This is a genomic window from Bacteroidales bacterium (assembly GCA_013141385.1).
GTDB lineage: Bacteria > Bacteroidota > Bacteroidia > Bacteroidales > Tenuifilaceae > UBA8529.
The window spans coordinates 1-26468 of the sequence record JABFRB010000013.1 but is presented as its reverse complement, the minus strand read 5'-3'; the positions used below and the strand labels follow the sequence as shown (position 1 = coordinate 26468).

The 26468-nt window shown below is 35.5% G+C and carries 18 protein-coding genes and 1 pseudogene; 6 read left to right on the top strand and 13 right to left on the bottom strand.

Features of this window, described 5'->3' with window-relative positions; all coding sequences use genetic code 11:
• Nucleotides 1-879 precede the first annotated feature (879 nt).
• The 8 genes from HOO91_06615 to HOO91_06580 all read right to left on the bottom strand — a co-directional run bounded on the left by HOO91_06615 (nucleotide 880) and on the right by HOO91_06580 (nucleotide 11672).
• On the bottom strand, nucleotides 880-1584 hold the full coding sequence (locus HOO91_06615) for a hypothetical protein (GenBank protein ID NOU17215.1): 705 nt from the start codon (nucleotides 1582-1584) through the stop codon (nucleotides 880-882).
• Nucleotides 1585-2806: 1222 nt separating this feature from the next.
• Nucleotides 2807-5212 carry a hypothetical protein gene (locus HOO91_06610; GenBank protein ID NOU17214.1) on the bottom strand — a complete coding sequence of 802 codons (2406 nt, stop codon included), beginning with the start codon at nucleotides 5210-5212 and terminating at the stop codon, nucleotides 2807-2809.
• 35 nt (nucleotides 5213-5247) lie between these two features.
• Nucleotides 5248-7386, bottom strand: coding sequence for a carboxypeptidase-like regulatory domain-containing protein (locus HOO91_06605; GenBank protein ID NOU17213.1), 2139 nt, complete (start codon nucleotides 7384-7386; stop codon nucleotides 5248-5250).
• A gap of 20 nt (nucleotides 7387-7406) precedes the next feature.
• Nucleotides 7407-7739 (bottom strand): hypothetical protein, encoded by a 333-nt coding sequence (locus HOO91_06600; protein NOU17212.1) that lies wholly within the window; start codon nucleotides 7737-7739, stop codon nucleotides 7407-7409.
• Nucleotides 7740-7749: 10 nt separating this feature from the next.
• On the bottom strand, nucleotides 7750-8754 hold the full coding sequence (locus HOO91_06595; protein NOU17211.1) for a hypothetical protein: 1005 nt from the start codon (nucleotides 8752-8754) through the stop codon (nucleotides 7750-7752).
• An 11-nt stretch (nucleotides 8755-8765) separates the two neighbouring features.
• Nucleotides 8766-9269 carry a hypothetical protein gene (locus tag HOO91_06590; GenBank protein NOU17210.1) on the bottom strand — a complete coding sequence of 168 codons (504 nt, stop codon included), beginning with the start codon at nucleotides 9267-9269 and terminating at the stop codon, nucleotides 8766-8768.
• Between the two features lie 1109 nt (nucleotides 9270-10378).
• Complete coding sequence (locus HOO91_06585; protein ID NOU17209.1) at nucleotides 10379-11140, bottom strand: methyltransferase domain-containing protein; 762 nt, start codon at nucleotides 11138-11140, stop codon at nucleotides 10379-10381.
• Nucleotides 11141-11198: 58 nt separating this feature from the next.
• Nucleotides 11199-11672 carry a hypothetical protein gene (locus tag HOO91_06580; protein ID NOU17208.1) on the bottom strand — a complete coding sequence of 158 codons (474 nt, stop codon included), beginning with the start codon at nucleotides 11670-11672 and terminating at the stop codon, nucleotides 11199-11201.
• A gap of 344 nt (nucleotides 11673-12016) precedes the next feature.
• On the opposite strand from HOO91_06580, the gene HOO91_06575 reads away from it, so the two are divergent.
• Nucleotides 12017-12739, top strand: coding sequence for a serine/threonine protein phosphatase (locus tag HOO91_06575; protein NOU17207.1), 723 nt, complete (start codon nucleotides 12017-12019; stop codon nucleotides 12737-12739).
• Between the two features lie 62 nt (nucleotides 12740-12801).
• Here the strand turns inward: HOO91_06575 and HOO91_06570 are convergent, their stop codons facing one another.
• Nucleotides 12802-14880 carry a cation:proton antiporter gene (locus HOO91_06570; protein NOU17206.1) on the bottom strand — a complete coding sequence of 693 codons (2079 nt, stop codon included), beginning with the start codon at nucleotides 14878-14880 and terminating at the stop codon, nucleotides 12802-12804.
• A gap of 200 nt (nucleotides 14881-15080) precedes the next feature.
• Between HOO91_06570 and HOO91_06565 the strand changes: the two genes are divergently transcribed.
• The 5 genes from HOO91_06565 to HOO91_06545 all read left to right on the top strand — a co-directional run bounded on the left by HOO91_06565 (nucleotide 15081) and on the right by HOO91_06545 (nucleotide 20843).
• Nucleotides 15081-18200 carry an ATP-binding cassette domain-containing protein gene (locus HOO91_06565; protein NOU17205.1) on the top strand — a complete coding sequence of 1040 codons (3120 nt, stop codon included), beginning with the start codon at nucleotides 15081-15083 and terminating at the stop codon, nucleotides 18198-18200.
• Nucleotides 18201-18344: 144 nt separating this feature from the next.
• Complete coding sequence (locus HOO91_06560) at nucleotides 18345-18914, top strand: YceI family protein (GenBank protein ID NOU17204.1); 570 nt, start codon at nucleotides 18345-18347, stop codon at nucleotides 18912-18914.
• A gap of 277 nt (nucleotides 18915-19191) precedes the next feature.
• On the top strand, nucleotides 19192-19794 hold the full coding sequence (locus HOO91_06555; protein NOU17203.1) for a MotA/TolQ/ExbB proton channel family protein: 603 nt from the start codon (nucleotides 19192-19194) through the stop codon (nucleotides 19792-19794).
• A gap of 27 nt (nucleotides 19795-19821) precedes the next feature.
• Nucleotides 19822-20220: a biopolymer transporter ExbD gene (locus HOO91_06550; GenBank protein ID NOU17202.1), complete on the top strand. Its 399-nt coding sequence runs from the start codon at nucleotides 19822-19824 to the stop codon at nucleotides 20218-20220.
• A 194-nt stretch (nucleotides 20221-20414) separates the two neighbouring features.
• Entirely contained in the window at nucleotides 20415-20843 is a 429-nt protein-coding gene (locus tag HOO91_06545; protein NOU17201.1) for a hypothetical protein, read from the top strand.
• An 82-nt stretch (nucleotides 20844-20925) separates the two neighbouring features.
• On the opposite strand, the gene HOO91_06540 is transcribed toward HOO91_06545, so the two are convergent.
• From HOO91_06540 to HOO91_06525, 4 genes and pseudogenes are all read right to left on the bottom strand, one after another.
• Complete coding sequence (locus HOO91_06540; protein ID NOU17200.1) at nucleotides 20926-21573, bottom strand: hypothetical protein; 648 nt, start codon at nucleotides 21571-21573, stop codon at nucleotides 20926-20928.
• Nucleotides 21574-21696: 123 nt separating this feature from the next.
• Nucleotides 21697-22514: pseudogene (gene ygiD / locus HOO91_06535) on the bottom strand (4,5-DOPA dioxygenase extradiol).
• A 119-nt stretch (nucleotides 22515-22633) separates the two neighbouring features.
• Nucleotides 22634-24997, bottom strand: a complete 2364-nt coding sequence (locus HOO91_06530; GenBank protein ID NOU17199.1) for an FtsX-like permease family protein — start codon at nucleotides 24995-24997, stop codon at nucleotides 22634-22636.
• 198 nt (nucleotides 24998-25195) lie between these two features.
• Nucleotides 25196-26026 carry a GntR family transcriptional regulator gene (locus HOO91_06525; protein NOU17198.1) on the bottom strand — a complete coding sequence of 277 codons (831 nt, stop codon included), beginning with the start codon at nucleotides 26024-26026 and terminating at the stop codon, nucleotides 25196-25198.
• Nucleotides 26027-26468 lie beyond the last annotated feature (442 nt).

Here is a 26468-nt window from a genome sequence, read left to right as displayed (position 1 = left end):
TGTGTATTTTGGTTTAAAGTTAGTTTTGTTTTTCAATTAATCTCTTGCGCTTCGTTCCGCTACGCTCCACTTCAGCGCAAGAGATTATCCCTTTAATTCCTGTTTACACAATCTTCTTTATACTACCCAAAACTGTGCCATGTGTGTTTAACTCTTTCAGGGTTTTAAACCCTGAAAGAGTTTTGCAATGAAACATAATAGACATTATATAGTGATGCCAATTAATGGTTAAGTCAATAACTCCGCCTTTTAAGGTGGAGGTTATAATCAACAAATTCTATGGGCTTTAGCCTTCAATTTTGTTTATGCCTTTTCATTATTAACTGAGAAAAAATCTAAAATCAATAGGTCGCAGCGATGCTGCTTCTAGCTAAACTTTAATCATTTATTCTACAAATAATTCGCAGCAATGCTGCTTTTTATAGTCGCAGAGCGACGATCTATTTGTAGTAATTTTTATTAAACCGAAAAACAAGCCCTATTAGGGGCGACCTATATATTAAATGTAGTAATATCAAGTATTTCATGAATTATATAATATTTTAGTCGGTCAGTAGTGATATCTTTTAGGGAATATTCCTAAAAGTGTAAAATGTTGAGTTCATTCTATTCTATCATTAATAATATATTCGATGTTGGGCTAAAGCCCAATGCCCTTTTTCTCTTTTACTCCGCCTTAAAAGGCGGAGTTATTGATTGTATTAGCTATTTTATTCAACTCTAAATTCGCATTGATAATCAAAGAGTATGCAAACAAAAAACGCAAAAAACGCAAAAGTCAGCTAAAAAATGCGCTGACTTTTACGTTCTTTGCGAAATTTTTTGAAGCTTTACGGTTAATCGACTTTATAAATAATCATAGCTTAACCTCATATTACCTTAGCTTGGAGTATTAGTCGTGTCCGATGTAACTTTCTTTTTACCCTTTGATGTTTTAGATTGACCATAATTAATAATTGCCCGTGATGTTTTATAACGAGTAATCACCTCATCATCGTCAATAAAACCTTCAATCAGATTATCAAGCAAAATAAGGCGTTCGCGTAGCGAGCTGATTTGATCAGAAACATCCTGAATTTGGGTACTCTTACTAGTTTTAGTATTCGTACGTCCATCGATATGCTCATTATAGGAGGTTATCAACCTACGGATAGCAGCCAGCTCAGGTTCTGTTATCTTAAATGGCTGTAATACGGTAATCATCGACTCCGCCCTTTTAACAATTGCACTACAGCGGTTTACTGCATCCTTTTCTATACCACCCGAAAGCGAATTCAACGAATGGTCAACAAGCGATAGTAATGCGCTATCCTTATGGCGGCTAGCGTACACGTACATCTTTTTGCAAAGCTTATGTGTTCCTGCTGTAATGCTATCAAAAGCATCGTTCTTAGCCGTTGTATAGCCCCTAGGATCGAGACCCAAAATATCGCTTGAGGTCTCCATAATGGAATTAAATTCTTTTTCAACATCGTTAACCTCGGTAACAATTTCCGTTTCACTTTCCCAATGCGATTGATCCTTTTTTAGGTTAGCAAGCACGGATTGCACCATGTTCATAAAGTTCGAATTGGATTGCTGCATAATGACTTTTTTTTAGGATTATTTTTTAACATAACTTTAATTTAATGTTTTTTAGATAGATGAATTAAATGCCAACTCCTAAGAATCAAAAATGACCTGAAAGAGTTAATAAAAAAATCACATACTAAAAGAACATCGATTTGTAACTTAAAATTAAAATAATGTTCGGAAATATGCAAGCGAAATATTAAAAAAATGTGTTGCTGTGATGCTGTGATGATGTGTTGCTGTGATACTGTGATGATGTGGGGCGGTGGGGTTGTGAATTGTAATATGATCCCATTGTCATCCTGAGCGGAGCGAAGGATCTTCTACGCATTGAAACATAATAGATGGTTGCTTTCAGCGAATCCTTCGGATTTCACTCCGTTCAGCATGACAAGAAACAATGTGTTTTGGAAACTTCAATCCCTTTTCCTTAATAATGATGAATTGTAATATGAATCCTTTGTCATCCTGAGCGCAGCGAAGGATCTCTTTTCCATATTAAAGAGATGCTTGTTTCCAGCGAATCCTTTTGCTTTTGTCAACCAAACGCCAGCAGGTTCTTCGAACTCTACTGGGTTTTCCAAGGTGCAAGACTTTCCAGAGTCGATAGACCTAGAAGCGTCTAGTATGTTAAAACAGAGAGTTCCGAACTTTCTAAAAGTTCGGAACTCTTACATATACCAATATCGCAAATTGCGATAGTATGTTTGGTTGTGGGTTTGGGTTTGATATTTTTTTCTTTGGGAAGTATTAAATCTGTCGGGTGGGGTATTGAAAACACAAACTTTTTGATTTTAATTATCGTCCGTAAAAAGTTCCGTAGGAACGAAATATTTGTAGAAAACAGATAACGTAAAATTCTAAGCTCCATAGGAGCGAAATATGCGTTGATTTATATTTCGCTCCTACGGAGCTTAAATACATACTGTGATTCTTTCCTACCAATATTACGCAACTACGTTGCTATAAAAGGACAAATATTTATTTGAATAGGTTATCATTTTTAACACCCCACCCATTTAAAAGGAATACACACCCTTTCATCAACCAAACGCCAGTAGGTTCTTCGAACTCTACTGGGTTTTCCAAGGTGCAAGACCTTCCAGAGTCGATAGACCTGGAAGCGTCTGGTGAAAATGCAAACCCCGTCAGGGTTTTGAACCATGACGGGGTTTGGGTAATAAATATAACTGACAGTATTCCTAAAAAATAAAACAAATAATCGAATTGTCTGCTAATCCTTCACGCAACGAACGCTAAGACCATAACCCTTCTTGCCGTCATATCTACCGATAGAAGATTGATCGTAATACAGTTTACGATCCCATGCTTCAGTACCCGACCACCAGTAACCTCCGTTACCAATGCCGTAGTAACTACCATCTTCACGACGGTAACCGCCTGGGAACGCTGTGAAACCTCTACTGTTGTTAGCACCTGTGTTGGGATCATTCCACAGTGTGGAGATGGCTTTCAACTCGCCTCCTGCCATACTCTCGCCGCCCAGATAATCGGTAAGTGTTGTCCACTCGGTATCAGTAGGTACGTGCCAGCCCGTGGGGCATAGGTTGCGGTTATCCACCATAGTGTAAAAGTTGTACAATGCACCGTAGGTGGTTTTATTGTTGATATCGTTGTCGTACCAGCAATATGCACCTGTGATTTGGGTGGTCCATGTGGTGTTATCGGCTATGTGAGTTATTGTACTACTATCACGGTACTTGGTTGTTTTCAGATTTTCCTTCATCCAAGTTTGGGTGCCAATTGTAATTGCATTATAGTAGTTTTTATCATTATCAACTAAAGCAAATGTTGTGAAATTTATCTCTTTTCCATAACCTGTTCCTGCGCTATTGGTAGCATAAGCTCTTGCATAATATTTTAAGCCAGAGGTTAGCCCTGGCAGGTTACATGTAAATAACCCCATTGTTCCAGATATAACTAGTTTGATGTTTGCGGTGGTTGGAGTTGGTGTTGTGCTGTAGCAGATTCCCCTTTCAGTAATTGCTGCGTTTCCATCATTGGTTACATTGCCCCCGCTCATGACAGTGGTTGTAGTTACTGCCGTTGCATCATTAGTTATAACTGTGGGAAGAACTATTGCAGTTGTAGTAAAACTTATCTCATTCCCATAGCCCGTGCCTGCGCTATTAATAGCATAAGCTCTTGCATAATATTTTATGCCAGGAGTTAACCCAGTCAGGTTACATGTAAATGCTCCCGTTGTTCCATTAGTAAATATTATGTTACTTGCCGTGGTTGGGATTTGGGTTGTGCTGTAGCAGATACCCCTCTGGGTAATGGTTGCTCCACCATCTTCGGTTAAATTACCCCCAGTGATTGCCGTGGTAGTGGTTATCGAGGTGGCATCAGAAGTGTTGAGCGTGGGTGTAACTATTTGCTTTGTAGTTATGCTTATCTCATTCCCATAAACAGTACCAAAACTATTGGTCGCATAAGCCCGAACAAAGTATTTAGTGTTAGGTGTTAATTCTATAATGTTGCTTGTGAAACTACCAGTGCCTGAACCGTCGGAGGTTTTAATGATATCGATTGTTGGGTTTGCCATTGTATTCCAGCAAATACCCCGTTCAGCAATAGATAATCCTCCGTCATCAGTAATATTCCCACCACTTGTTATAGTTTTGGTAGTTAAATTGGTGCAGGGTGTTGTGGTTAAAACTGGTTTTCCATTTCTTGTGGTAAAACTTACCTCGTTGGTACTGTATGCTGTTCCTAAACTGTTAATAGCATACGCTCTTACGAAGTATTTTTGGTCAATAATCAGATCTGTTACGTTTTTAGAAAACTGACTACTTAGTGTAACCTCTGCTGTTATTTTAGCAATTGTAGTGGTGAGCGTTGGCATTGAGGATGCAGAATATACAAAACCGCGTTCGGTGTAAGGTGGTGAATTGGTATTATTAATTTGCCCATTAAACACAGCAGCATTTGCTTTGAGGTTGGTTACATCAAATGTGCTAAGTGGGGGTAATACATCTACTGCTCCTGTTGCTTTTATTTTTAGTTCCTTGCTGCCATTATTGGATGTAACATACAAATTGGTAATGTTATCGCCACCTATAAGTTTTTCCCTGTCTATTATTACTACAACAGCTTGCATAAGACCCGGCTCAAGTGTTCCTTCGGTTTTGCTTACCGTAGGAATCCATATTGCTGTTTTTGTAATCTGCCATTCGAGCGATTCGAGACCATCGTTGTAAATGTTAAACAAGCGAGTAATATCGGCAGCTGCGCTGCCAAAGTTAAGTACGCTGATAGTGTCTCCTTTATCATTAATAATCCGTAACGATGGGGGTAGTTTTTCAAGCTGTGGGCTATATTCAGTATTTATTCCGGGTATAACTACAATTTTGTAGTTTGTTTGGGCTATATAACCCGCTTTTGTAATGTTTAGAGTGTATTCCCCTGGGTTGAGTTCTTTAAATTCGTACCGTCCATCGCTTCCAGTAAAGGTTTTTCTTCCTGTTTGGTCAATCTGCACACTTGCTGATTGCACATATTCATTACCATTTTTATTTATAATTACACCCCAAACGCTCCCAGCAGGTTCTCTATCATTTTTCTTACAACCGAAAAAAAGGGTTGCAGCTATTGTAAAGTATATAATTTTTTTCATTATACATTGATATTTTATAGAGAGATGTAGTGCTATTATAATCCAAGATTCCAGAATAATTGCTCTTCTCCGTAAGATATGCTCCCATCTGCATTGATCGCATAAGCCTTTACAGAATAGTAGTATATATAATTATTGTCATAATTAACAGTTGCAGTGAATGAACCAGTGCCTTGACCCGCAACTACAACTTGTGTATCCGATATCGTAAAGAGATAACTCAGTCTAAATATAAAGCCCCGTTCGTTATAAGTTGGGTTTCCGGTAGTTACTATTGTGCCGTTAAACTTTACCAATGTGCCTGATATAAATGTAGGTGCTTGTGTACTGACTGTAGACTTCTCCATTTTTGTTGAGAAATTCACCGTATTTCCATATACTATTCCCAACTCATTTATAGCGTAAGCACGAGCATAATATCTGGTATAAGCAACCAAATTGTTAATCATGGTACTATATGAACCTGTTCCAGCTCCTGATACCGTAAGTTTAGATGCGGTTTCTATTGTAGGATTGTTTGATGTCCCATAGCAGATTCCTTTTTCAGTATACGCAGGAACCCCTACATTTAAAATATTCCCAAATATTTTAGCTGTCGAGGTTGTAATATCAGCACCCATTACCAATAAAGTATTTACAACAACAGGCCCATAGGTGGTAAATGATATTTCATCGCCATAAGCTGCTCTGGAGTCTCCCAATTTGGCATAAGCACGAACATAATATTTTATGCCTGAAATTAACCCCGATACTTGTTGGGTAAAATTGCCTGTTCCGCTTCCTGTGATAATAACTTTGCTGTTATTGTCAATAGTTGGCATGGGCGATGTGCCATAGCAAACCCCACGTTCTGTGTAAGAGGGTGTGCCTGTAGTCATAATATAGCCACCCAGTATAGCTGTAGTTGTTGTAATGTTAGTTGCAGTTTTGGTACTTAGTGTAGCCAATTCTGCTTCACTTGTAAAACTTACTTCATTGCCATACGCTGTTCCATCGTTATTGATAGCATATGCTCGAACATAATAAGTTGTATTAAGTGAAAGTCCATTGACATTTGCATAGTAATTAGTATTTGCATTCTTTTCTGCCGTAATTTTTCTTATTGTAGTTGATAATGTTGGCTGTGATGTAGTAGCAAAAACAAACCCTCTTTCATTATAGGAAGGCGAACCTTCCGAAGTAATCATTGCATTAAATTTAGCCGTGGAAGAGGTGATGTCAGATACACTCAAAGTGTTGAGCGTTGGTAGTACCTTTGCAGTAAAACTTACTTCATTGCCATAAGCTGTTCCAATATTGTTAGTAGCATAAGCCCTCACATAATAAGTTATATTCAAATCAAGTCCATCAACATTTGCTGAAAAAATAGTATTGGTATTAACTGGAGCTGTAATTTTTCTTATCATATTGCCCAGCGATGGTTGTGGAGTAGTTGCATACACAAACCCCCGTTCAGTATAAGGTGGTTTGCCTTCGGAAGTAATTGTCCCGTTGAGTTGTGCTGAAACTGCAGAAATATTGGTCGGATCTTGTGTGGTCACTCCAGCTAAAGTTTTTTCTACACCTATTGCTTTCACCGTCAACTCCGACCGTCCATTTGACGATTTAACCACCACTACTGTTTCATTATTACCTCCTACAAGTTTTTCACGGTCTATAACCACTGTAATTACTTCTGTTCTTCCAAAATTGAGTGTACCGCTGCTAGGTTTTACCTCTTTAATCCAAATACAATCTGGTTCAATGTACCAAATCAAATCTATATAACTGCTGTTTACAATGCTAAATGAAAGTGTATTTACCCCAACGTTTTCGCCAAAGTCTAGTACCTCTCTGTCTGTTGTAACTATAGCAGGAATACGCTCAATCAAAAAATGTCCGTTTATATTTTTCCCGGCAATAACTGTTATAGATTTACTTGCAGGTTTATATCCTTCTTTGCTAATACTTATAGTGTAATCGCCTGCCTCCAACTCAACAAAACTGTAAGTACCATCACTACCTGTTACTGTGGGTTTGTCCCCAGGGCTAATTGAAACACTGACGGTTGGCACAAGTTCTCCTGTTGTTTTGTCTGCAACCGTACCATAAATTCCTCCAGTAGTTTCTTTATCGTTTTTCTTGCAACCCAAAAAAAAGGTTGCAATTATCATAAAATATATAATTTTTTTCATTGTGTTATATGTTAAGAGTTTTACTTCACTTTAGTCATCGGGATATTCGCTTCAGTACTCTCGCCTACCACAGCGGTAATAGTTTTACGGTTGGTACTATATCCCGCTTTCTGTACTGTAATTGTATACTGAGCAGCATCAAGGTCTTTGAATTCAAAACGCCCATCAGTCCCCGTGGTTTTGGTCTTACCACCAGGACTTAGCACCACGCTTACTCCTAATAAGGGTTCGGCGGTTGCGGAATCGTTCACTTCGCCGTAAAGCGTGGCAAAAGTATCATAGTCATTTGTTTTACAATTATTAAATAAAATAATAGTAATCAGTAATAATCCTGAATAAAATAATGTTTTCATACCTTAATTGTTAAAATGTTAATGATAATGTTAGTCCGTTTCCATAAGAAGAGGCGTAGGGTAGCAAATTCAGGCTAGTTCCATTTTTCTGAATATGCGATTGTTCTGGGAGCAACCAACCATCAATAAAACTTATGATGTACAACAAGGATGCTCCAAATGTGGAAAGATTACGAATTGTTTCGCAATTTTTTGCGTTCTTCTCGTATTGGTCCTTTAAATAAGAATTATGTGTTTCATAGAAATTCCTGTCATATCTTTTTCGCAATACTTCGCTCACACAAATCCCCCCAATAAGAATAGACTCTCCTGCAATTATAAACCTTCCCCTTACTTTATGACCTTTATAGATTTGGGCTACACCGGGGAAAATAGCTCGATAGGAAAAAGAGGATTTGTTGGGTGTTAATATGGGTTTTTTCACTTCTTTTAAGATACTATCTAACTTTACCTGTAAGGAATCACTTCTTTTTTTCTCAGCATAATCAATACGTGTAAGAATAGAATCCATATTCTGCTTAACTTTTAAATGCGATGATTCAGATTGTTGCTTCATCTGTAACAAAATGTCCTTTAGTAATTCAACTTGTTGTTTGGATAAAGAATCCCTATAAGCATCGGATAATTTCGAATTTTGCTCTGATCGAGAATTTTTTGAAGTATTGGCATAGCATTCTATTATCCTGCTTATTAGATATTGAGACTCAGGGCTTTTTTTATAAAGTTCAGTATAAGATATTAAAGCTTCTTTATAAAATTTCATTTTAAAAAGATTGTCAGCACTCTGCAACTGATCCCTGCAATTAGCACTTTCACTTTGTTTGTTTTTTATATATTGAATATCGATTTCTGGGGCATTTATCAAACACTCATCATAATAATTATATGCTTCGTTATATGCACCTTTTTTAAAAACTGTCTCAGCTTTATCCATACATGGTTTAATATATGAATTTTGTCCACAAACCACTGTACTATAAAATAGTAAAACTACTAGTATTGTTAAATTTTTCATTGTTGTTATAGTTATTGATATTGCTTTAATAAATCATTTGCTTCATTCCTATTCGGAGTAGGATGCAGAGATTTTGCCCATTCAAGAAAATCTTTTTTTATATAATCGACTCTTTGTTCTTTTGCTTTTTGCAAAAACATATTATATCCAGTTAAATCATCGGGTTTTTCACGAAGTATTTCTCTAAATAATTCAAGAGATTTTTCGTATTTGGCATTTTTTTTAAACTCTGAACTTGCCGCCTCAATCTTTTTTTCAATTTTTTCTTGATTGGTGTTTTTATAATCATTATAAGCAAACCAGAGACCCAAGACACCTAATATTGTTACTACCACACTAATTCGTGTTAACCAATCCCAAAAAGTAGTACGGCTTGTTTTATGGATTAGGTCATCCTCCTTAGCTGTAGTTTCTCTGTTTAAAGTTGGGGATTCTGTTGGTTTAGATTTTTGGGGAGGATATTTTTCAGCGTTTTGCTCTTGATTTTGCTCATTTTTAGTTACCTTTTTGCTCATAATAAATGATGGTTTATTTTTAATAATTCTATTCTTAAATTTTCAATACTATTTGAATCCGTTGATTCTTTATACTACTTTTTAATAAAACTACCTGCGATACTTATAAGCGGATGGGATTTTAGAATTTATCTAACCACTCTTTTTGGAAATTTATTTCTTTTTCATACTATCCAAATGGAAAATGCAGGTTTAACTATATACTTATTTATGCCACTCTCTGTTTCAAAAATATCATTTTCTTAGAAAGACAATACTATTTTTTGACTAATTATAAAATATGTTACATTAAACAAATTCTCATATATTGGCAGCAGTCAATTTAATCCTAGATTTAGAGGTTTGGAAAAAGATATTTTCTATCATTACAGAAATAACCTGAGTAAAGATAAATAAGGTAATAAGGTTACATAGAATACGATTAACCGTTTTCGCTACTAAGGTTGTTGGGAATAGGGAGATAAGGTTTTTTCTGTTGGTGGTGCAATTTATTTCTACGCTCCTTTTACTTTAAAAATAGCAATAAGCCATAGATTTTGATATGCCGATAAAGGGCATTCCTGCCATTGCGGAAATCAACTAAAAAACCTTATCTTTTTTAGAACAACCTTAGTAGAAAACAAACAACAACGATTCTACCTTATTACCTTATTATGGAATAGAGTTGTTAATCAAACCCTTCCCTGAGTAAAGATAAATAAGGCAATAAGGTTACATAGAATACGATTAACCCTTTTTGCTACTGAGGTTGTAAAGAAGGAGGGAATAACAACCAAACACCAGTAGGTTCTTTGAACTCTACTGGGTTTTCCGTACACGCAAAACCTTCCAGAGTCGATAGATATGGAAGAGTCTGGTGTGTTAAAACAGAGAGTTCCGAACCTTTTAAAAAATTCGGAACTCTCGCATATACCCTCTATCGCAAAATGCGATAATCTATCAGGTTCATTTGATCCTTGCGGGATTGGAGCATAAACTTATACGTGATTGTATGTATTATTTTACCACCATCTCACAAAAAAATGAAGAATTATCAACTTCGTGAATTTGGGCTTGTACATTGAATTTTGATGTCCTAACAACGAAGAGTTTGGCTCTTTATCCGAAAACTATTTTTGAGCGATAACAAGCATTTCAAAATCCTCGGTTGTTAGTTTATCGTTTCTGCTAAAAGCACCAAGTTTTGCCCCGTAAATATCAATTTTTTTAAAATTCAGCGATTTCAATAGCCAGGTAATTTCAGAGGGGACATAGTAACGTTCAGTGCATTCTAAATCTTTACTATTACCATCATCATCTTTAACGGATGTGATGTTAAAATCACGAAATGTCATTAAGTCGAAAGAGTTTTTATCATAGGAAGCGTTTCCATCCTCTTTATGCGATGCAAGAAAATCTTTAACCGAATGAAACAGAGGAAATAAACCATTAAGGGTAGTGAAAATCAGTTTACCGTTATCTTTCAAAGATTTTTCTGCATTTTGCAAAATCTGAAAGTTCATTTCATCCGTTTCCATCAAAGGGAAAGCCCCTTCACATATCATTATGGCAAGGTCAAATTCATTGGAGAAGGGTAGGTTTCTTGCATCGTGCTTTTGGAATTCAATTTGCAATTCTAGCTTCGAAGCCTTCTCTTTTGCTCGTTTAAGCAACGAGTCGGATAAATCAATTCCAGTTATTTTATACCCTCTTTTTGCTAGTTCAATTGAGTGTCGGCCGGTTCCACAACCAATATCAAGAATTCTACATTGCTTATTATACTCTATCTCAGATTCAATAAAATCGCACTCACCCAATGTTCCTTGAGTGAAATTCTCACTGTCGTACTTTAAGCCATAGTTTTCAAATAGAGTTTCGTACCATTGCTTCATAAGTGATATTTTAATTATTAGGGTGAGGAGTGATTTAATCCTTTAGAAATTATGAAAATTACTCCCCGAAATTATTCCTTTGTATTTTACGGTGAATTTTTACCGATTCCACTAGAGCAGCAGAACCGTACCATGGGTGCAACTCCATAACTAAAGTACCAGCTTTAATGGCAGGATCGGTTTCGGTTAAGGTTTTTGCCTCTTCGAGTGTTTCAACGTTGAAAATAAAAATACCTCTTATCTCCTGATTGTCGAGAAATGGACCTGCGATAATGAGTTTACCCTCATCGGCCAATCGCTGAATGTTTTTTAGGTGAGCCTTTTGTAAAATTGTCCTTTCGGTTGAATCCGTAATCTTTACTGTTCCTGATTTTAGGAATGCCATCACATAATTTTTCATTCCGTAGTCATCGGCACCTAAACTCTTTGCAAGAGCGGAATCGTATGTAAATTGATTTACCTTACTTACTTCTGTTTTTGTTTTACAACCGATTAGTAGTGCAATAATAGCAAGAAGAAAAATGTTTTTCATAGGTTTTGTTATTTGAAATTTATGCTTAAAAGTAGTGAAATATAGCTAAGGAACAATAAATGATAGCTATTGGTTAATCAGATATGTTTTGCTGAATAAATTGGTTATCATTATAAGTGACATATTATATCACTACAATAGTTCGGTAATTTTTTTGGTGTATTTTGGTGACTTGGTGATTTTGTGGCTATTATAAAATTTTTGCCACCAAAACACGAAAACACAAAATTTCACAAAAAAATATGTCACAAATCAATAATAAAACTTTAACGAACTATTGTCATTAACTACATCATTATTATACAACAAACTATTATCGTATATTTGTTAAAAAGCATTCAATTATGGCTACATATATTATCCCTGATATTCATGGTTGTATAAAAACGCTTACCTATCTTTTGGTGGAGAAACTTCAAATATCTAAAACCGATAGGATATTTATGCTGGGTGATTATATCGATAGGGGACCCGATAGTTCAGGAGTTGTGACCTATATTTTAAAGTTAATTGATTCGGGTTATAACATAACTTGCCTTAAGGGTAACCACGAACAGTTATTACTTGAATCTATTGGTAATTCGATGTACTATAATCTTTGGATGCTTAACGCAGGTGAGGAAACCTTGAATAGCTACTCCAAAATGACTGGCTTAGGTTATGAGGAGGGATCATACCCTTGCATTCCTACTAGACACATGGAGTTTTTTCAATCGCTACCTGCTTATTTAATTGTTGATGATAAATTTGTGTTGGTTCATGGAGGACTTGATTATAGGTTAAAAGATCCTTTTTCCGATGTAAAAAGCATGCTTTGGAAGCGTCCAGAGCAAATTCCTGATACATTGGTTCCTGGTAAAATTATTTTCCATGGTCACACACCTTCCAATCTTGATTATATAAAAGGACGATTGAATGTTCCAAATGTTCGTCTTATTGGAATTGATGCTGGGTGCGTATATAAGGGTAAAGGAGAGGGGTTTGGTTACTTAACTGCTTTTAATCTCGACAAGTGGGAGCTGGTTTGGGTTGAGAATAGAGAGGGAGAAGAGATAAGTGATAAGTGAAAAGTGAAAAGTGAAAAATGAAAAGTTGAAAGTTGAAAGTGAAAAGTGATTTTTGATGTTTTTTACTTTACTTTTTCAATTATAGTAGGTGATTCCTCGACTGCGAGTTGACCTGAACCTGTTAGGAATGAGCGTAAATCAACTGAAGTTAACTTAGCCTGAGGTGGATACACAATTACAAAACTCTTACCTTTAAATTGATTTGATATATATTTTGGGATGCTGTCGAGTTTTTGAGAGTAAGAAATGGAGCCTTCCCGGGCACTTAAAAGAAACAAAAGGTTATTGTTTGGGAGTCCTGTACTGGTTTTAAAGAAATCATCCCAAACATTTACTTTATCAATTGTAAAATTCATCTTTAGCTTACATTTATCAACGGCACTCTTAAAGTTATCGGCACTATTTTTTTCAACAATAAACTTTAGTTTGGAATTTGTTTGTAAAGTAAGGTTTTTTAAGGCTTTAATCCAGTGGGTGAAACCATTTTCGTATTCTGCGAATGATGGTACTAAGGCGTTAATTTGGGTAATTGTATTTAATGGGTGCTTAATCCCAACAACATAAATTGGTTGACGAATTTCACTAAGAACATTCTCTAGCATGGTGCCGAAAATCCATTGCTTGGGGCTTATATTTCCATTCCAACCCATTACAACATCTGTAATTATAAGTTCCTTGCAAGCACGTATTATTCCCGATGCAACATTAATATCAACCCGTGTAGCTGTTTCAACCTTGTATTCCGCCGCAGAACCAATTTCAATAGCTCTATTCATTATGCTTTTGGAAATAGCTACTTCTTCCTCATCCTTAACCACCATTAGGGTGTAAATTGGATCTTGGCTATGGTGGGTTTTTAAGTAGTTGGCAAACTCCAATAGATCATCAATGGTTGAAGGGTTTGAAATAGGAACAAGCATTCTTTCCCGATTTTCAGCAACCTGTTCTTGCGGTTTTTCAATTACTACTATTTGTCGGGATGCATTTTCGGTTACAAATGAGCTAACCAAACAGGTTACTAGAATTAGAATGATAGTTGCATTTAAGATATTTGTATCGATAATTCCCATTTGGTAACCAATAAGGATCACAGCAATAGTAGCTGCGGCATGTGAACTGCTTAAACCAAATATAAGATTTCGATATACCGGTTTATAGTGAAATATTTTTTGGGTGATATATGCTGCTAACCATTTTGTTAGAAGTGCTACTGAAATTAGAATTATTGCTTCTTTTATCGATTCCCACCCGCTTACAAAAACTCGGAGATTAATGAACATTCCCACGAATATTAGGAAGAATGGGATGAATAGTGAGTTTCCAATAAACTCAATTCTATTCATTAGGGTTGATGAATGGGGTATTTGTCGATTAAATGCAATTCCAGCAAGAAAGGCACCGATAATTGGCTCAATACCTGCTAGCCGGGCAAGGCTACCTGCAAAAAATACCATTGTAATAACAAAAATATACTGGGCTATCGGCTCGCCTGTAATGTTTCTAAAAAACCATTTACCAATAAGTGGAAACACATATATAATGAAACCTAAATATATAAGAGTTTTTAGAGTGAGTAAGACCCAAAATCCAAATGTTAAATTGCCCTTTGCCAATGCTGTTATCACAACAAGAAGCAGCAGAACAAGTGTATCGGTTATTATGGTGCCCCCAATGGCTACCCCAACAGGTTCAATTTTTGTAATTCTGAAACGGCTTATTATTGGATAAGAAATCAAAGTATGTGTGGAAAACATGCTTGCAATCAACAATGAGGCAATTTGATTTAACCCAAGAACCCATAAGCAAACTATATAGCCAATAACCAGAGGAACAATAAATGTTAGCGCCCCAAATACTATGCTTTTATTACGCGACTTGGCAAAGGTGTGAATATCCAGCTCTAGTCCAGCTAAAAACATAAGATACATCAGACCAACAGTTCCCAGAAGTTCAATGCTACCCTTACTTGCAAGAATATTAAATCCTAAAGGGCCTAAAATCATTCCCGATAGGATTAATCCGATTATCTCAGGTATTCGTAAACGAGAAAACAGCATTGGAATTGCAAGAATTACAAAAAGTACAATTCCAAATACAATTACAGGTTCAGTAACTGGTAGCTGAAAAAGGGAAGGGTTCATTGTTACTCTTTTTTGTAAATATATATTTTTTTGAATATTAGCAGAGCAAAATAAATATTTAGCATTATAGCATCATTCTTTATTGCACAGATAATCAGGGTGATTTATAGATGCCTACTCAAAAAAGATGTTTTGAAATATAAATTATTTGTTTCAAATTCTATTTAAAAGATTATTTTTGAATTGCCTTTTCCAAATTTATGAACGAGTCAATTCTTAAAGCTTTAATGCAACTCTTTGCTATTGTGGTTGATGTAGACCGCAATGGTATTTCGCCTTATGCTAGGGAGGTTGTTGAGGCTTACCTTGAGAATGAGTTCAGTTCTGAACAGGTAGAGTTATATTTAAAACAATTCGACAATTATATTTCTCAATTTCACACCAAAGAAACTCAGACTCAACAAAACGACCAAGAGTATAAATATCCCATATCCGATCGGGTTTCTGAAATCAGTTCGGTTATAAATAAGGAATTTGAGCAGCATCAAAAGGTATGGTTAATTCTTCAACTTATTGAATTTATAGGCGATAGTAGGATTGATACACCGAATAAACTTGATTTTGTAAAATCAGTTGCCTCTCAGTTTAATATAAAAGAGTTTGAATTTAATAATGGCAAAGAATTCATTCTGTGTGAAGAACAGTCGTGTATTCCATGGAATGATCAAATACTTCTCATAGATAATAACAAGGACAACCCAATTCCAAGTATAAAACATCTTTTTAACGATAGAATACGTGGTCAGGTTTATGTCCTAAGGATTGCAAGCACAAATACCTTTTTAGTTAAATATTTTGGCGAAAACGATTTATTCCTAAATAGTCGAAACATAAAACCAGGGAGGGCCTATATTTTTGGCGTTGGAGCAGTTATTCGTAATCAGCGAATTAATCCAATTTACTATTCTAAGATTGCAAGTGCATTTATTCAAGATTTGAATAAATCATATATCACCCTAAATGCCTATAATATTGAATATAAACACAAAGCCAGTCTTGATGGTGTTCATCCATTTTCGGTTGGTGTTCATTCTGGACAGCTTGTTGGCATTGTGGGTGGAAGTGGAGTTGGAAAATCTACCCTTCTTAACCTTCTGAATGGCAATTTAAAGCCCGCAGGAGGATCGATAATAATTAATGGATACGATTTACATAAAGAAAAATGGGCTTTAAAGGGACTAATTGGCTATGTTCCTCAGGATGATTTACTGGTTGAGGAGTTAACCGTATACCAAAACCTCTACTTTAGCGCATGCCTCTGTTTTAGCAAATTTACGGATGCTGAAATACGTGATCTTGTTGATAGAACAATTCTGGACTTTGATCTGCTTGAGGCAAAAGATTTAAAGGTAGGAGATCCCATTAATAAGTTTATTAGCGGTGGTCAACGCAAGCGATTGAACATGGCTATTGAGCTACTCCGCGAACCAGCAGTTCTTTTTGTTGATGAACCTACATCGGGTTTATCATCAATGGACTCGGAACGAGTAATTCTGATGCTTAAGAAGCAGACTTTTAAGGGGAAAATTGTATTTGCAAACATACACCAACCATCATCGGATATATTCAAACTCTTCGATAAGATAATAGTGATGGATCATGGTGGAAGAGTCATATATCAGGGAAATCCAATGGGTGCAGTGGTATACTTCAAGCAAATTGCACACTACCTAAAAGCCGAAGAGAGCGAATGCCTAACATGTGGTAATGTTAATACCGAACAGATTTTAAGAATTGTTGAAGCTCGTGTGGTTAACGAGTATGGAAAATTAACCAGAAAAAGAAAGCGTACAGCTCAGGAGTGGTATGAGCTGTATAAGAAAAATATCGAAAGCAAAATCACTTTAACAAATTGTGATGGAAAGGCTCCTTTGCCTCAGAGTGGCTTTAGTATACCATCCCACAGAAAGCAGATGTGGATTTTTTTCAAACGGAATCTGTTTAGCAAATTGGTGAATAAACAGTTTATGTATATTAGCCTTATTGCTGCTCCATTACTTGCTATTATTCTTGGATACTTTACGAAATTCATCGGTGGTACGCTTAACAACCCCGATGAGTATATCTATAGCAATAACGATAATATTCCCAGTTACCTTTTTATGAGCGTTGTGGCTACATTGTTTTTAGGATTAACCATTAGCGCAGAGGAGATTATTCGGGATAGAAAAGTACGACAAAGAGAGAAATTCCTAAACCTCAGCTATTTCAGCTATATTAATTCTAAGGTATTAGTACTAATCATCTTTTCAGCAATTCAAACTTTGCTGTTTGTGCTGGTTGGTAACACAATCCTTGAAATAAAGGGAATGATTTTCAGCCATTGGTTAATACTTTTTTCAACAGCAGTATGTGCAAATCTTATAGGTCTAAATATTTCTGCCGCACTAAACTCTGTGGTTTCAATCTATGTGATGATCCCCTTGATTCTTGTTCCACAGCTACTTTTTAGCGGAGTAATTGTTAACTATAACAAGTTGCATAAGAAAATATCAAACCCTGAATATGTGCCAGTTATTGGGGATATAATGGTTAGCCGATGGTCTTACGAAGCTTTATGTGTACACCAGTATACCGCTAATAGGTTTGAGAAAGAATTTTATGAATATGATAAGGAGTTAAGTACCGATAATTATTACGCATCATTTCTAATACCTAAACTTCAGATTCTAATTGATGAATCGCTTAAGGATATTATTCTAAACAAGCAAACACCCCATATTAATCGGAATTTAAAGATTATACAGAATGAGATGTATCTGATTTCACGAGATTATTCTATTAAGAACCTTGTTTTTCCAGACACCTCTATCTTAAACCCACATCGAGTTTCCGTTGAGGATATCAATAAAACAAAAAATATACTAACCCAACTTCGTACATATTTTTCATCCTCATTTGAACGGGCAAGCCAAAGGAAAGATGCTCATTACGAAGAATTGTCGCGCAAACTTGGTGATAATAATGCTATTTATCAGCTAAACCTTAGCTATAATAATAAAGCCCTTAATAGCCTTGTGCTAAACTCAAATGAAGGTAATCAGATAGAAGAGGTGGGGTATAGGCTTATTCGCAGATATAACCCAATTTATGCTTCCCCGACTGCAATTAATGGTCGTGCTCATCTTTTTGCTCCTGAAAAAAGAATTGGCTCGCTTTTCATCCCAACTTTTTGGTTTAATACTATTGCGCTGTGGTTCATGTCATTTATTTTCTACCTCGTTTTATGGTTCAATGTACTAAGAATGATTAGTAGCTACATGGAACGCTTCAAGTTTAGGCGATTGGCAAGACGTATTGCTAGATATATACCGCGATAGAATAATTCTCCACTCACATTCTTGGAACTTAAGCTTAATAAGTATCTTCTATCTTTTTATTAATTCATTAAACAAAAATATGTTTATCGTTGTTATTACCAATGTAACTAAACATTCAACGAACTAATTTTAAACTTTAATAATATGATTACTAAAAAGATGTTTTTTATTGTATTGGCTCTTTTAATTACTGGGACAGTATATGCTCAAGATTTCAAAGCAAATGCTGAGAAAACAGAGCTGAAATGGACTGGAAAGAAGGTGGCTGGACAGCATCATGGCCATATTAAACTTACTGATGGAATGCTAACCATTAAGGATAATAAGCTAGCGAATGGTACTTTCAACATTGATATGAAAAGTATCACGAATGATGACTTAGCTGATGCTGGCTACAATCAGAAACTTATAGGACATTTAAAGTCAGATGATTTTTTTGGTGTTGAGAAGTTCCCTGTTGCCTCATTAGCTATTACTGAGAGTTCTGTTTTTGTTAATAATCAAGCGGAAGTTAAAGGCAAACTTATCATTAAAGGGATTACTAACTCAATATCCTTTACCGTTACTAGAAACGGAAATGTTTATACAGCAAGCATTCCAGTTGACCGTTCAAAATTTGATGTACGTTACGGTTCAGGTTCTTTTTTCGAAAATTTAGGAGATAAAGTAATCGATGATATTTTTACTCTTGATGTTTCATTAGTTGTTGAATAGGTTTGGTTTAGGATTGATTCAAGCCGCAAAGGACATTAAATCCTTTGCGGCTTTTTTATAATACTTTTGGAGTCATTAACTATTTTTAAAGGCACATTTTTTATTATTTACACAATAAAGAGATGAATAATTCATTTTAACTTTGTAGCTAATGTTATAGTAAATATCTTTACAACTGATATCTTGAAAATAAATTATTAAATAATAATCGATTATGGTGTCTTCTATTCTGTTACAAAACATTCAACAACCGGTTGTTAGCCAGCACGCTGAGAATATGTTCCAGATAATAATGAAAGGTGGTTGGATTCTTATCCCAATCTTTTTTCTTTCGTTGGTAAGTTTCTGGGTGATATTCGAGCGTTGGACAATACTCAAGCGTGCATCAAGAACCCAGAACTTAGTCAGTACAATCAATCCAATGCTAAAAGAGGGTAAATTGGAGATGGCAATTAACACCTGTGAAACCACTAATCAGCCAGTGGGTAAGGTTTTAGCTGCTGGGCTACATACAATGGGCTTTACAATCAGGGATATTCAGGATGCAATGGAGGCCGAAGCACACCAACAGATAGACTCGCTTAGCCGTGGAATTAACTATCTTGGAATAATTGCAACCATTGCTCCAATGTTCGGATTCTTAGGAACAATATTCGGCGTTATCAAAATATTCTACAATATTTCCCTAACCGATAACATTAGCATTGGGATTATATCCGGAGGTTTATACCAGAAGATGGTATCCTCTGCTTCGGGATTACTTGTTGGTATTATTGCTTTTGCAGGGTATCACCTTCTAAACTCCCAAATCGATAGAATTACATCGATGATGGAAAAGCAGTCCAATGAGCTTATGGCACTTCTTCGTAGCCGTGGATAATAAACATCAAAAGTTAATTGATAAACGATGATACTAAAACGTAAACGTGAGATGCATGCTGAGGTATACACCTCTTCGCTCAACGATATAATGTTTTTCTTGCTGCTGTTTTTCTTAATAATATCAACCCTTGTAAACCCATCGGTTATTCAGCTAATGCTACCTAAAGCATCTGCTAATGTTCAAAAGGTTTCCAAACAAACCATTAACCTTTCGGTTACAAAAGAGTTAAACTATTTTTTGAACGATAAGCCAATCCCTTTTGATGCAATAATGCCAAGCATCCAAAAGTTAGTACAAAACCCTGAGAATACAACAGTAATTCTTCGGGCCGATAGAACCATTCAGCTACAGGATCTAGTTTCGATTTTGGATATTGGCAACCAGTTACATGTAAAAATGATTTTGGCTACGCAAAAGGATTAGATATCAATTTTACTTTAAACATATTAAGCCACCCTTTGAGGTGGCTTTTTTATTATCGATACGAATTGGTTTTTCTCTCAAGACTTTGGCCTGAAAATTGTCATCTAAAAAATACTATTCAAAAAAATTAGGGTAAATGCAATTCAAGTTGTACTAGTAACAAAAGCAAAAAACAACAAATAAAAAATACGACTATGAACTCATTTAGAAAGATAACAGTTTTACTAATAATTGTCTTTTCACTCATCGCATTTAATAAACCGGCAAATAGCCAGAGAAATAGGAGTAATGAAAGACATCCAAACGGAAAAGTGGTAGTGGTAAAAAGCAAAAACCATCATTTTAGAAAAGCAAGAGTATATCACCCACATTGGGCACCAAGGGTTAGCTACAGGCATCGTTGGGTTTATTTCCCTCGCTACAATTTCTACTGGGACAATTTCCGTAATGTATATGTTTTTAGAACAGGTACAATCTGGGTTACAAGCACAAATACTCCTCAAGAAGTTGAGAAAGTTGACCTCTCATCATTAAAAAAAGTGGAGCTAAACGAAAATAATGATTCAAAAGATGCAATACAGAACAATAATGATGAGCACAAATCCGTTTATAAAGCAGATTAGGTTAAATAATAGTTAGTAACGAAAAAGTCTGGCTAAAGCCAGACTTTTTCGTTTTTGAATATTTAAGATTAAATAGCTATTTCTATGGAAACATTGGGCCATAAGAGTTAAACCCATTTGGTGATACACCCATATACCCAGAACCATTTGTAAAGTTTACCGATGCACCTATGTTAACCCTACTACTAAGTTTGTAGTTAAATCCAACGCCCATCTGCTGATAATCGGCTCTGCCAATACCTGCATTAAAGGGTGAAAAATAGAGTTGGTTTTTAGCAAATGAGCCCATTGCATAAACGCTAAACCGATTATTTAACTGGTACTGCCCGTAAGCAAATGCTTGTGTTGGATTCCCGCCTGTTTGTTGCATATTCCCATTAGCGGCAGTGCTATTAAATGCTGATATGTTATTAAAATTCGTATAGGAAAATGAAGCACCAGCAACAATCTGAAGTTTCTCATTTGGAGCATAAGCAACAGTGGGTGATACTGATGAACTTGAAAATCCCATTCCTCTTCCTAATGAGGTATACCCAGCACCAAAAGTAACATTGTATACAGGTTTACCCGGTTTAATAATGCCGTATGGCGAAAATATTGCTGTATCCGATGAACTATTCTGTTGGCTAATAGGATTGTAAATAGAATACAGATTACTTACAAGTTGAGCGTTGGTGAGGTAAGCAAAACCACTTACAAGAATCAACGTTAAAACCACATGCTTTTTCATAATAATATGTTTTAACTAAGGCAAAGTTATAAACGAATTGGTTAAAAACATTATTATGCAACAAAAATTATTCCGTACGACTATTATTATTAACAATTTTTAAAAGAGTTGAAATTGAAAACTCTAGGAAATAACCAATGAGCGCATTGAAATTGAACCCAAATCAAAAGATTCGTTGAAGTAGTTTACATTTTCACTCTTTTCTTGTAATGCAGGAATATAGAGTAAAGGAATAAAATGATCGTAGGAGGGATGTGCCATTTGAGCACGTGTCCTAAACGCTGGAAATCTATTACTCCTTGATGATTTGAACTATCGATAAGTGTTTTGATTGTAGCATCGAACTCTTCTGCCCAGTCGTAAGTTTTATTTGAAAAATTCATCGTACCGAGATTGTGCACAATATTTCCACTCCCAAGGATTAAAACACCTTTATTTCTAAGTGATTTTAATTGTAAGCCTAAATCATAATGGAACTGAGGGGACTTGGAATAGTCAATACTTAGCTGGTAAACAGGGATATCCGCTTTGGGAAACATTGGAAGCAATACTGACCATGTACCATGATCGAGCCCCCACTCAAAGTCCGATTGTATTGGGGGATTGTTTACCATTCCTATGGTCTCATTTGCAAATGTTGGAGACCCTAATGCTGGGTACTCCTGTTGGTATAGTTCATTTGGAAATCCACCAAAATCGTGGATGGTTTTGGGCTTTTCCATTGCAGTAACTTTTGTAGTACTGTGTGTAATCCAGTGTGCCGAAATTGAAAGTATTGCGCTGGGTTTTGGTAGGGCTTTTCCTAATTCCTGCCAACTTCTTCGGTATTGATTGTCCTCAATAGCGTTCACAGGGCTTCCATGCCCAATGAATAAAGTTGGCATTTGATCTGTGCTTTTTAAATCTTTTAAAGATTGAAGTATTGATAAATCTAAAGGCATAAGTGTTTATTTAAAGTTATTAATACAACAATTTGTGTCGTCATTAGTTTATTATGCTGATATAGATCAAAGAAAAACCCCGCTATACGAGCAGGGTTTCTTGTTGTTTAATCAGTTAATTATTCAGTCCTTAATGAACTTGCAGGATTTAGATTAGCCGCTTTATAAGCCTTATAGCTTATTGTAATAAAGGTTATTGTAATAGTAATGATTGCAGCGAGAATAAATATCATTACACCAAGGTTTGTTCTGTAAACATACTTTTGAAGCCAATCGCTCATTAGGTAAAACGCAATTGGGAATGCAATAGCAATTGAGATAATAATTAAGGTTATAAACTCCTTCGAAATCATTCTAACAATAACTCCCTCGCTTGCCCCAACAACCTTTCTAATACCAATTTCCTTTGTTCGTTGCTCAACCATATACGATGCTAATCCAAAGAGTCCTAAACAGGCAATCAGAATTGCAAGAATTGTAAATAGAGTAAATATTAAACCACGGTTCTCATCCGCTTTAAACTGTTGGTTAAATCTTTCGGTTAGGAATTTATACTCAAAAGGTTTTTCGGGGAAAATTTCTTTCCATTTAGTTTCAATAAAACGTAATGTTCCCTGAACATCTTTATCGCTTAGCTTAGCGTAAATAATTTCGTTATTAGGGCGGTAAATCAATAGTAAAGACTCTATCTGGTTGTACATTCCAGTCTGATGGTAATCTTTCATAACTCCAATAACATGACCTTGTATAAACCTGCCAAGTTCAACTTTTTTTCCAATTGGGTCTGCCCAATTCATACGTTTTGCAAGAGTTTCATTGATAATTACTCCCGTTAAAGTATCGGTAGGCATATCCTCCTGAAAATTTCTTCCTTTTATAATTGTAATACCTAATGCCTTTGCAAAATCAGGGTCAACTACAGCGAAATTCACACCCTTATCCACCATGCCTTGATCGGTTTCCATCTTAAAGATAACCTTAGCAGAACCTTCACCAACAGATGTGTTGGTTGAGCCTACAAAGAGAATATTCGGATTTTCGCGCATTGCGTGCTTAAAAACGGGATATTTCTTAATCATTGCTTCATTTAGCTGTAGTCCAATAACATTCCTTTGATCAAATCCTTGATCCTTTGTTTTTAGAAAATTAAGCTGTTTGAAAACTACAAGCGTACACACAATCATTGCAATAGATATGGCAAATTGGATTACTACCAATATCTTACGAAACATATTGCCAGCATTACCTTGGGTTATCTCACCCTTGAAAACGGTTACTGGACTAAATCTTGAAAGGTAGAAGGCTGGGTAACTTCCTCCAAATATTCCAACAGCAATGATAATTGCAATTATACTTAGTAGTATGGTTGGACTTGATAGAATAGTTAGGTCGAATGACTTACCTGCTAGTAGATTAAACTTGGGCAGTAGCAGAGCAAGAGCAATAAAACTTAATATTAATGAGATAATTGTAAATAGAGTTGATTCTGATAGAAATTGAAAGATTAACATACTTCGGCGCGAACCTACAACTTTTCTGAGCCCTACCTCTCGTGCCCTTTTTGATGATCGTGCTGTTGCAAGATTCATGTAGTTCATCGCTGCTATTAGAATTAGAAATAGGGCAACTACAGAAAAAACATAAACGAATGTAATACTTCCTGTTGGTTCTGGTTCCCCTGCATTTGTTGAGTACAGGTGTATTTTCGTAATTGGTTCAAGTTTATATTCAATCTTAATATTTATCTTTTCAAATATAGGAGCCATGTACTTGGGGTACATTCCTTGAATTTTGGTTTCAAATGCTTTAACATTAAAATGTTCTGGGAAAAGCAAATAGGTAAATACCCCAAAATTTCCCCAACTCCCTATTTCTTTAGGTAGGTTTTTCCTTGAGGCTAGAGCATTAAACCGAAAATGTGAATTGGTTGGGACATCCTTTATAACACCTGTTACTTCGTAAGACTTGTCTCCGGCAATAAGACTTTTACCAATTGGATCTGTTTTGCCAAAGTATTTATTTGCAATTTTCTCAGTAAGAACTATTTTATTGGGTTCAAGAAGTGCAGCCTTGGGATTTCCTTTTACAGTTTTATAAGTGAAAATATCGAATACTGTTGAATCAACATAGAAAAAATTTTCTTCGTAGAATTCCTTATCATTAAACTTAAAAAGTAATCTAGGAAAATTTATGAATCTTACAAACGATTGAACCTCTGGGTAATCCTGCACAACTTGAGGTGCAAATGGTATTTGAGCAACATTCCAAGTAAATTGATCGTCGGGTTCGGTGATGTGAGATGATACCCTATAGATTCTATCGGCCTTTTCATTGTACCGATCATAGCTAATCTCATCTGCAACGTAGATAATTAGGAATAGTGCACTTGTTATTCCTATGGTTAAGCCTAAAATGTTTAAGCTACTATAACCAAAATCTTTGTATAGATTTCGAAGGGCGGTTTTGATTAAATTTTTAATCATAGGATTTTGTATTAGAAACTTAATAATTTATAAAAATATGGAATATTGATAACAGAAAAAAGAATCTTAGTAAGCTTTAACAAAACATTAACGCAATGTGTAATAATTATTTATTGATGTATACAATAATATATAAAAAGCATGCCCTTATTTTGGGATACTAATGCTTTGCTCCAATTCTATTTAATGTTTAAAATTTTAAAGAAGTCTTATACCTTTATCTTCAATGGAAATAACTCTAAATTTATAAAGAGATCCAATAGCTTTCTTGAATGTTTTCTTGCTTACCCCGAAAAAATTGTAGATTGTATCAGGGTCACTTTTATCTGTAATTGCTATGTACCCTTTATGTTCCTTAAGAATATCAACAATTCTCATAGATATATCATCAACCTTTTGGTATCCCGCTTTTTGTAGAAGGAGGTCGATTTTTTCATCCTCTCGAATCTTTTTGATAAAACCTTTAATTCTATCACCCTTTTTAAGAGGTTGAAAAACTTCGTTTTTGTAGAGTACCCCTGAATGTTTGTTGTTAATTATTGCATTGAAACCCAAATCGGTTTCACCTGAAATAAGCAAATCAACCTCTTCACCTGCATCATATTCAGGTGGAAGATTATCAAGAAATTTTTCAATCTTGGCAGATGCAACCAATCGTTTTGAATCGTAATCGAGGTAAACGGTCACAACATACCATTTTCCCTCCTCCATTTTTTGTTTTTGCTCTCGGAAAGGAACGAATAGGTCTTTCATTAAACCCCAATCCAGAAATGCTCCCATTGAAGTAATTGCAACAGCTTTAAGGCATGCAAACTCACCAACCATAATATGTGGAGTTTCGGTGGTTGCAATAACTCTATCCTCAGAGTCGAGATAGATGAACACTTCAAGAATATCCTCAGGTTTGGCATTTTCAGGCACGTATCTTTTGGGCAAAAGAATTTCACCATGCTCACCACCATCAAGGTAAAGTCCAAAATCAACCTCTTTTACAATCCTTAAACTGTTTAGTTTTCCTATCTCAGCCATGCTTATCGTTCTATTTATTTTGAAGATGTAAATGTATGATAATATTTTCGTTTGATAATTCGAAAATTGTTTATCAAAAGCGAAATGGCAATTATTTTAAAGGATATTTTCTTAATTAACGTCAGTTCGAAACAAGGAGTTACATTGAAAAAATGAGAGTTTAAGGAGCATTGTTGATTTTGCATTTATGCAGAATCAACAAACCTCTGTGTTATCCGTGCTTCTCAATATCAATAAACATCATTATGGTAAGTCTGTATCTTATTAAAACAACCATTTTGTTAGAACCAAAACTTAAAATCTCTGTGTTAAAAATTATATCGAATTCTAAGATACAAACAAATTTTTAATCAAAATTATGTTCATAAAGTTTTACAAAGGGTGTCTGCCTCTTGACCGCAGCAAATACCCTGTTGACCAGCTTGCAGCGGATGGCGTTAAT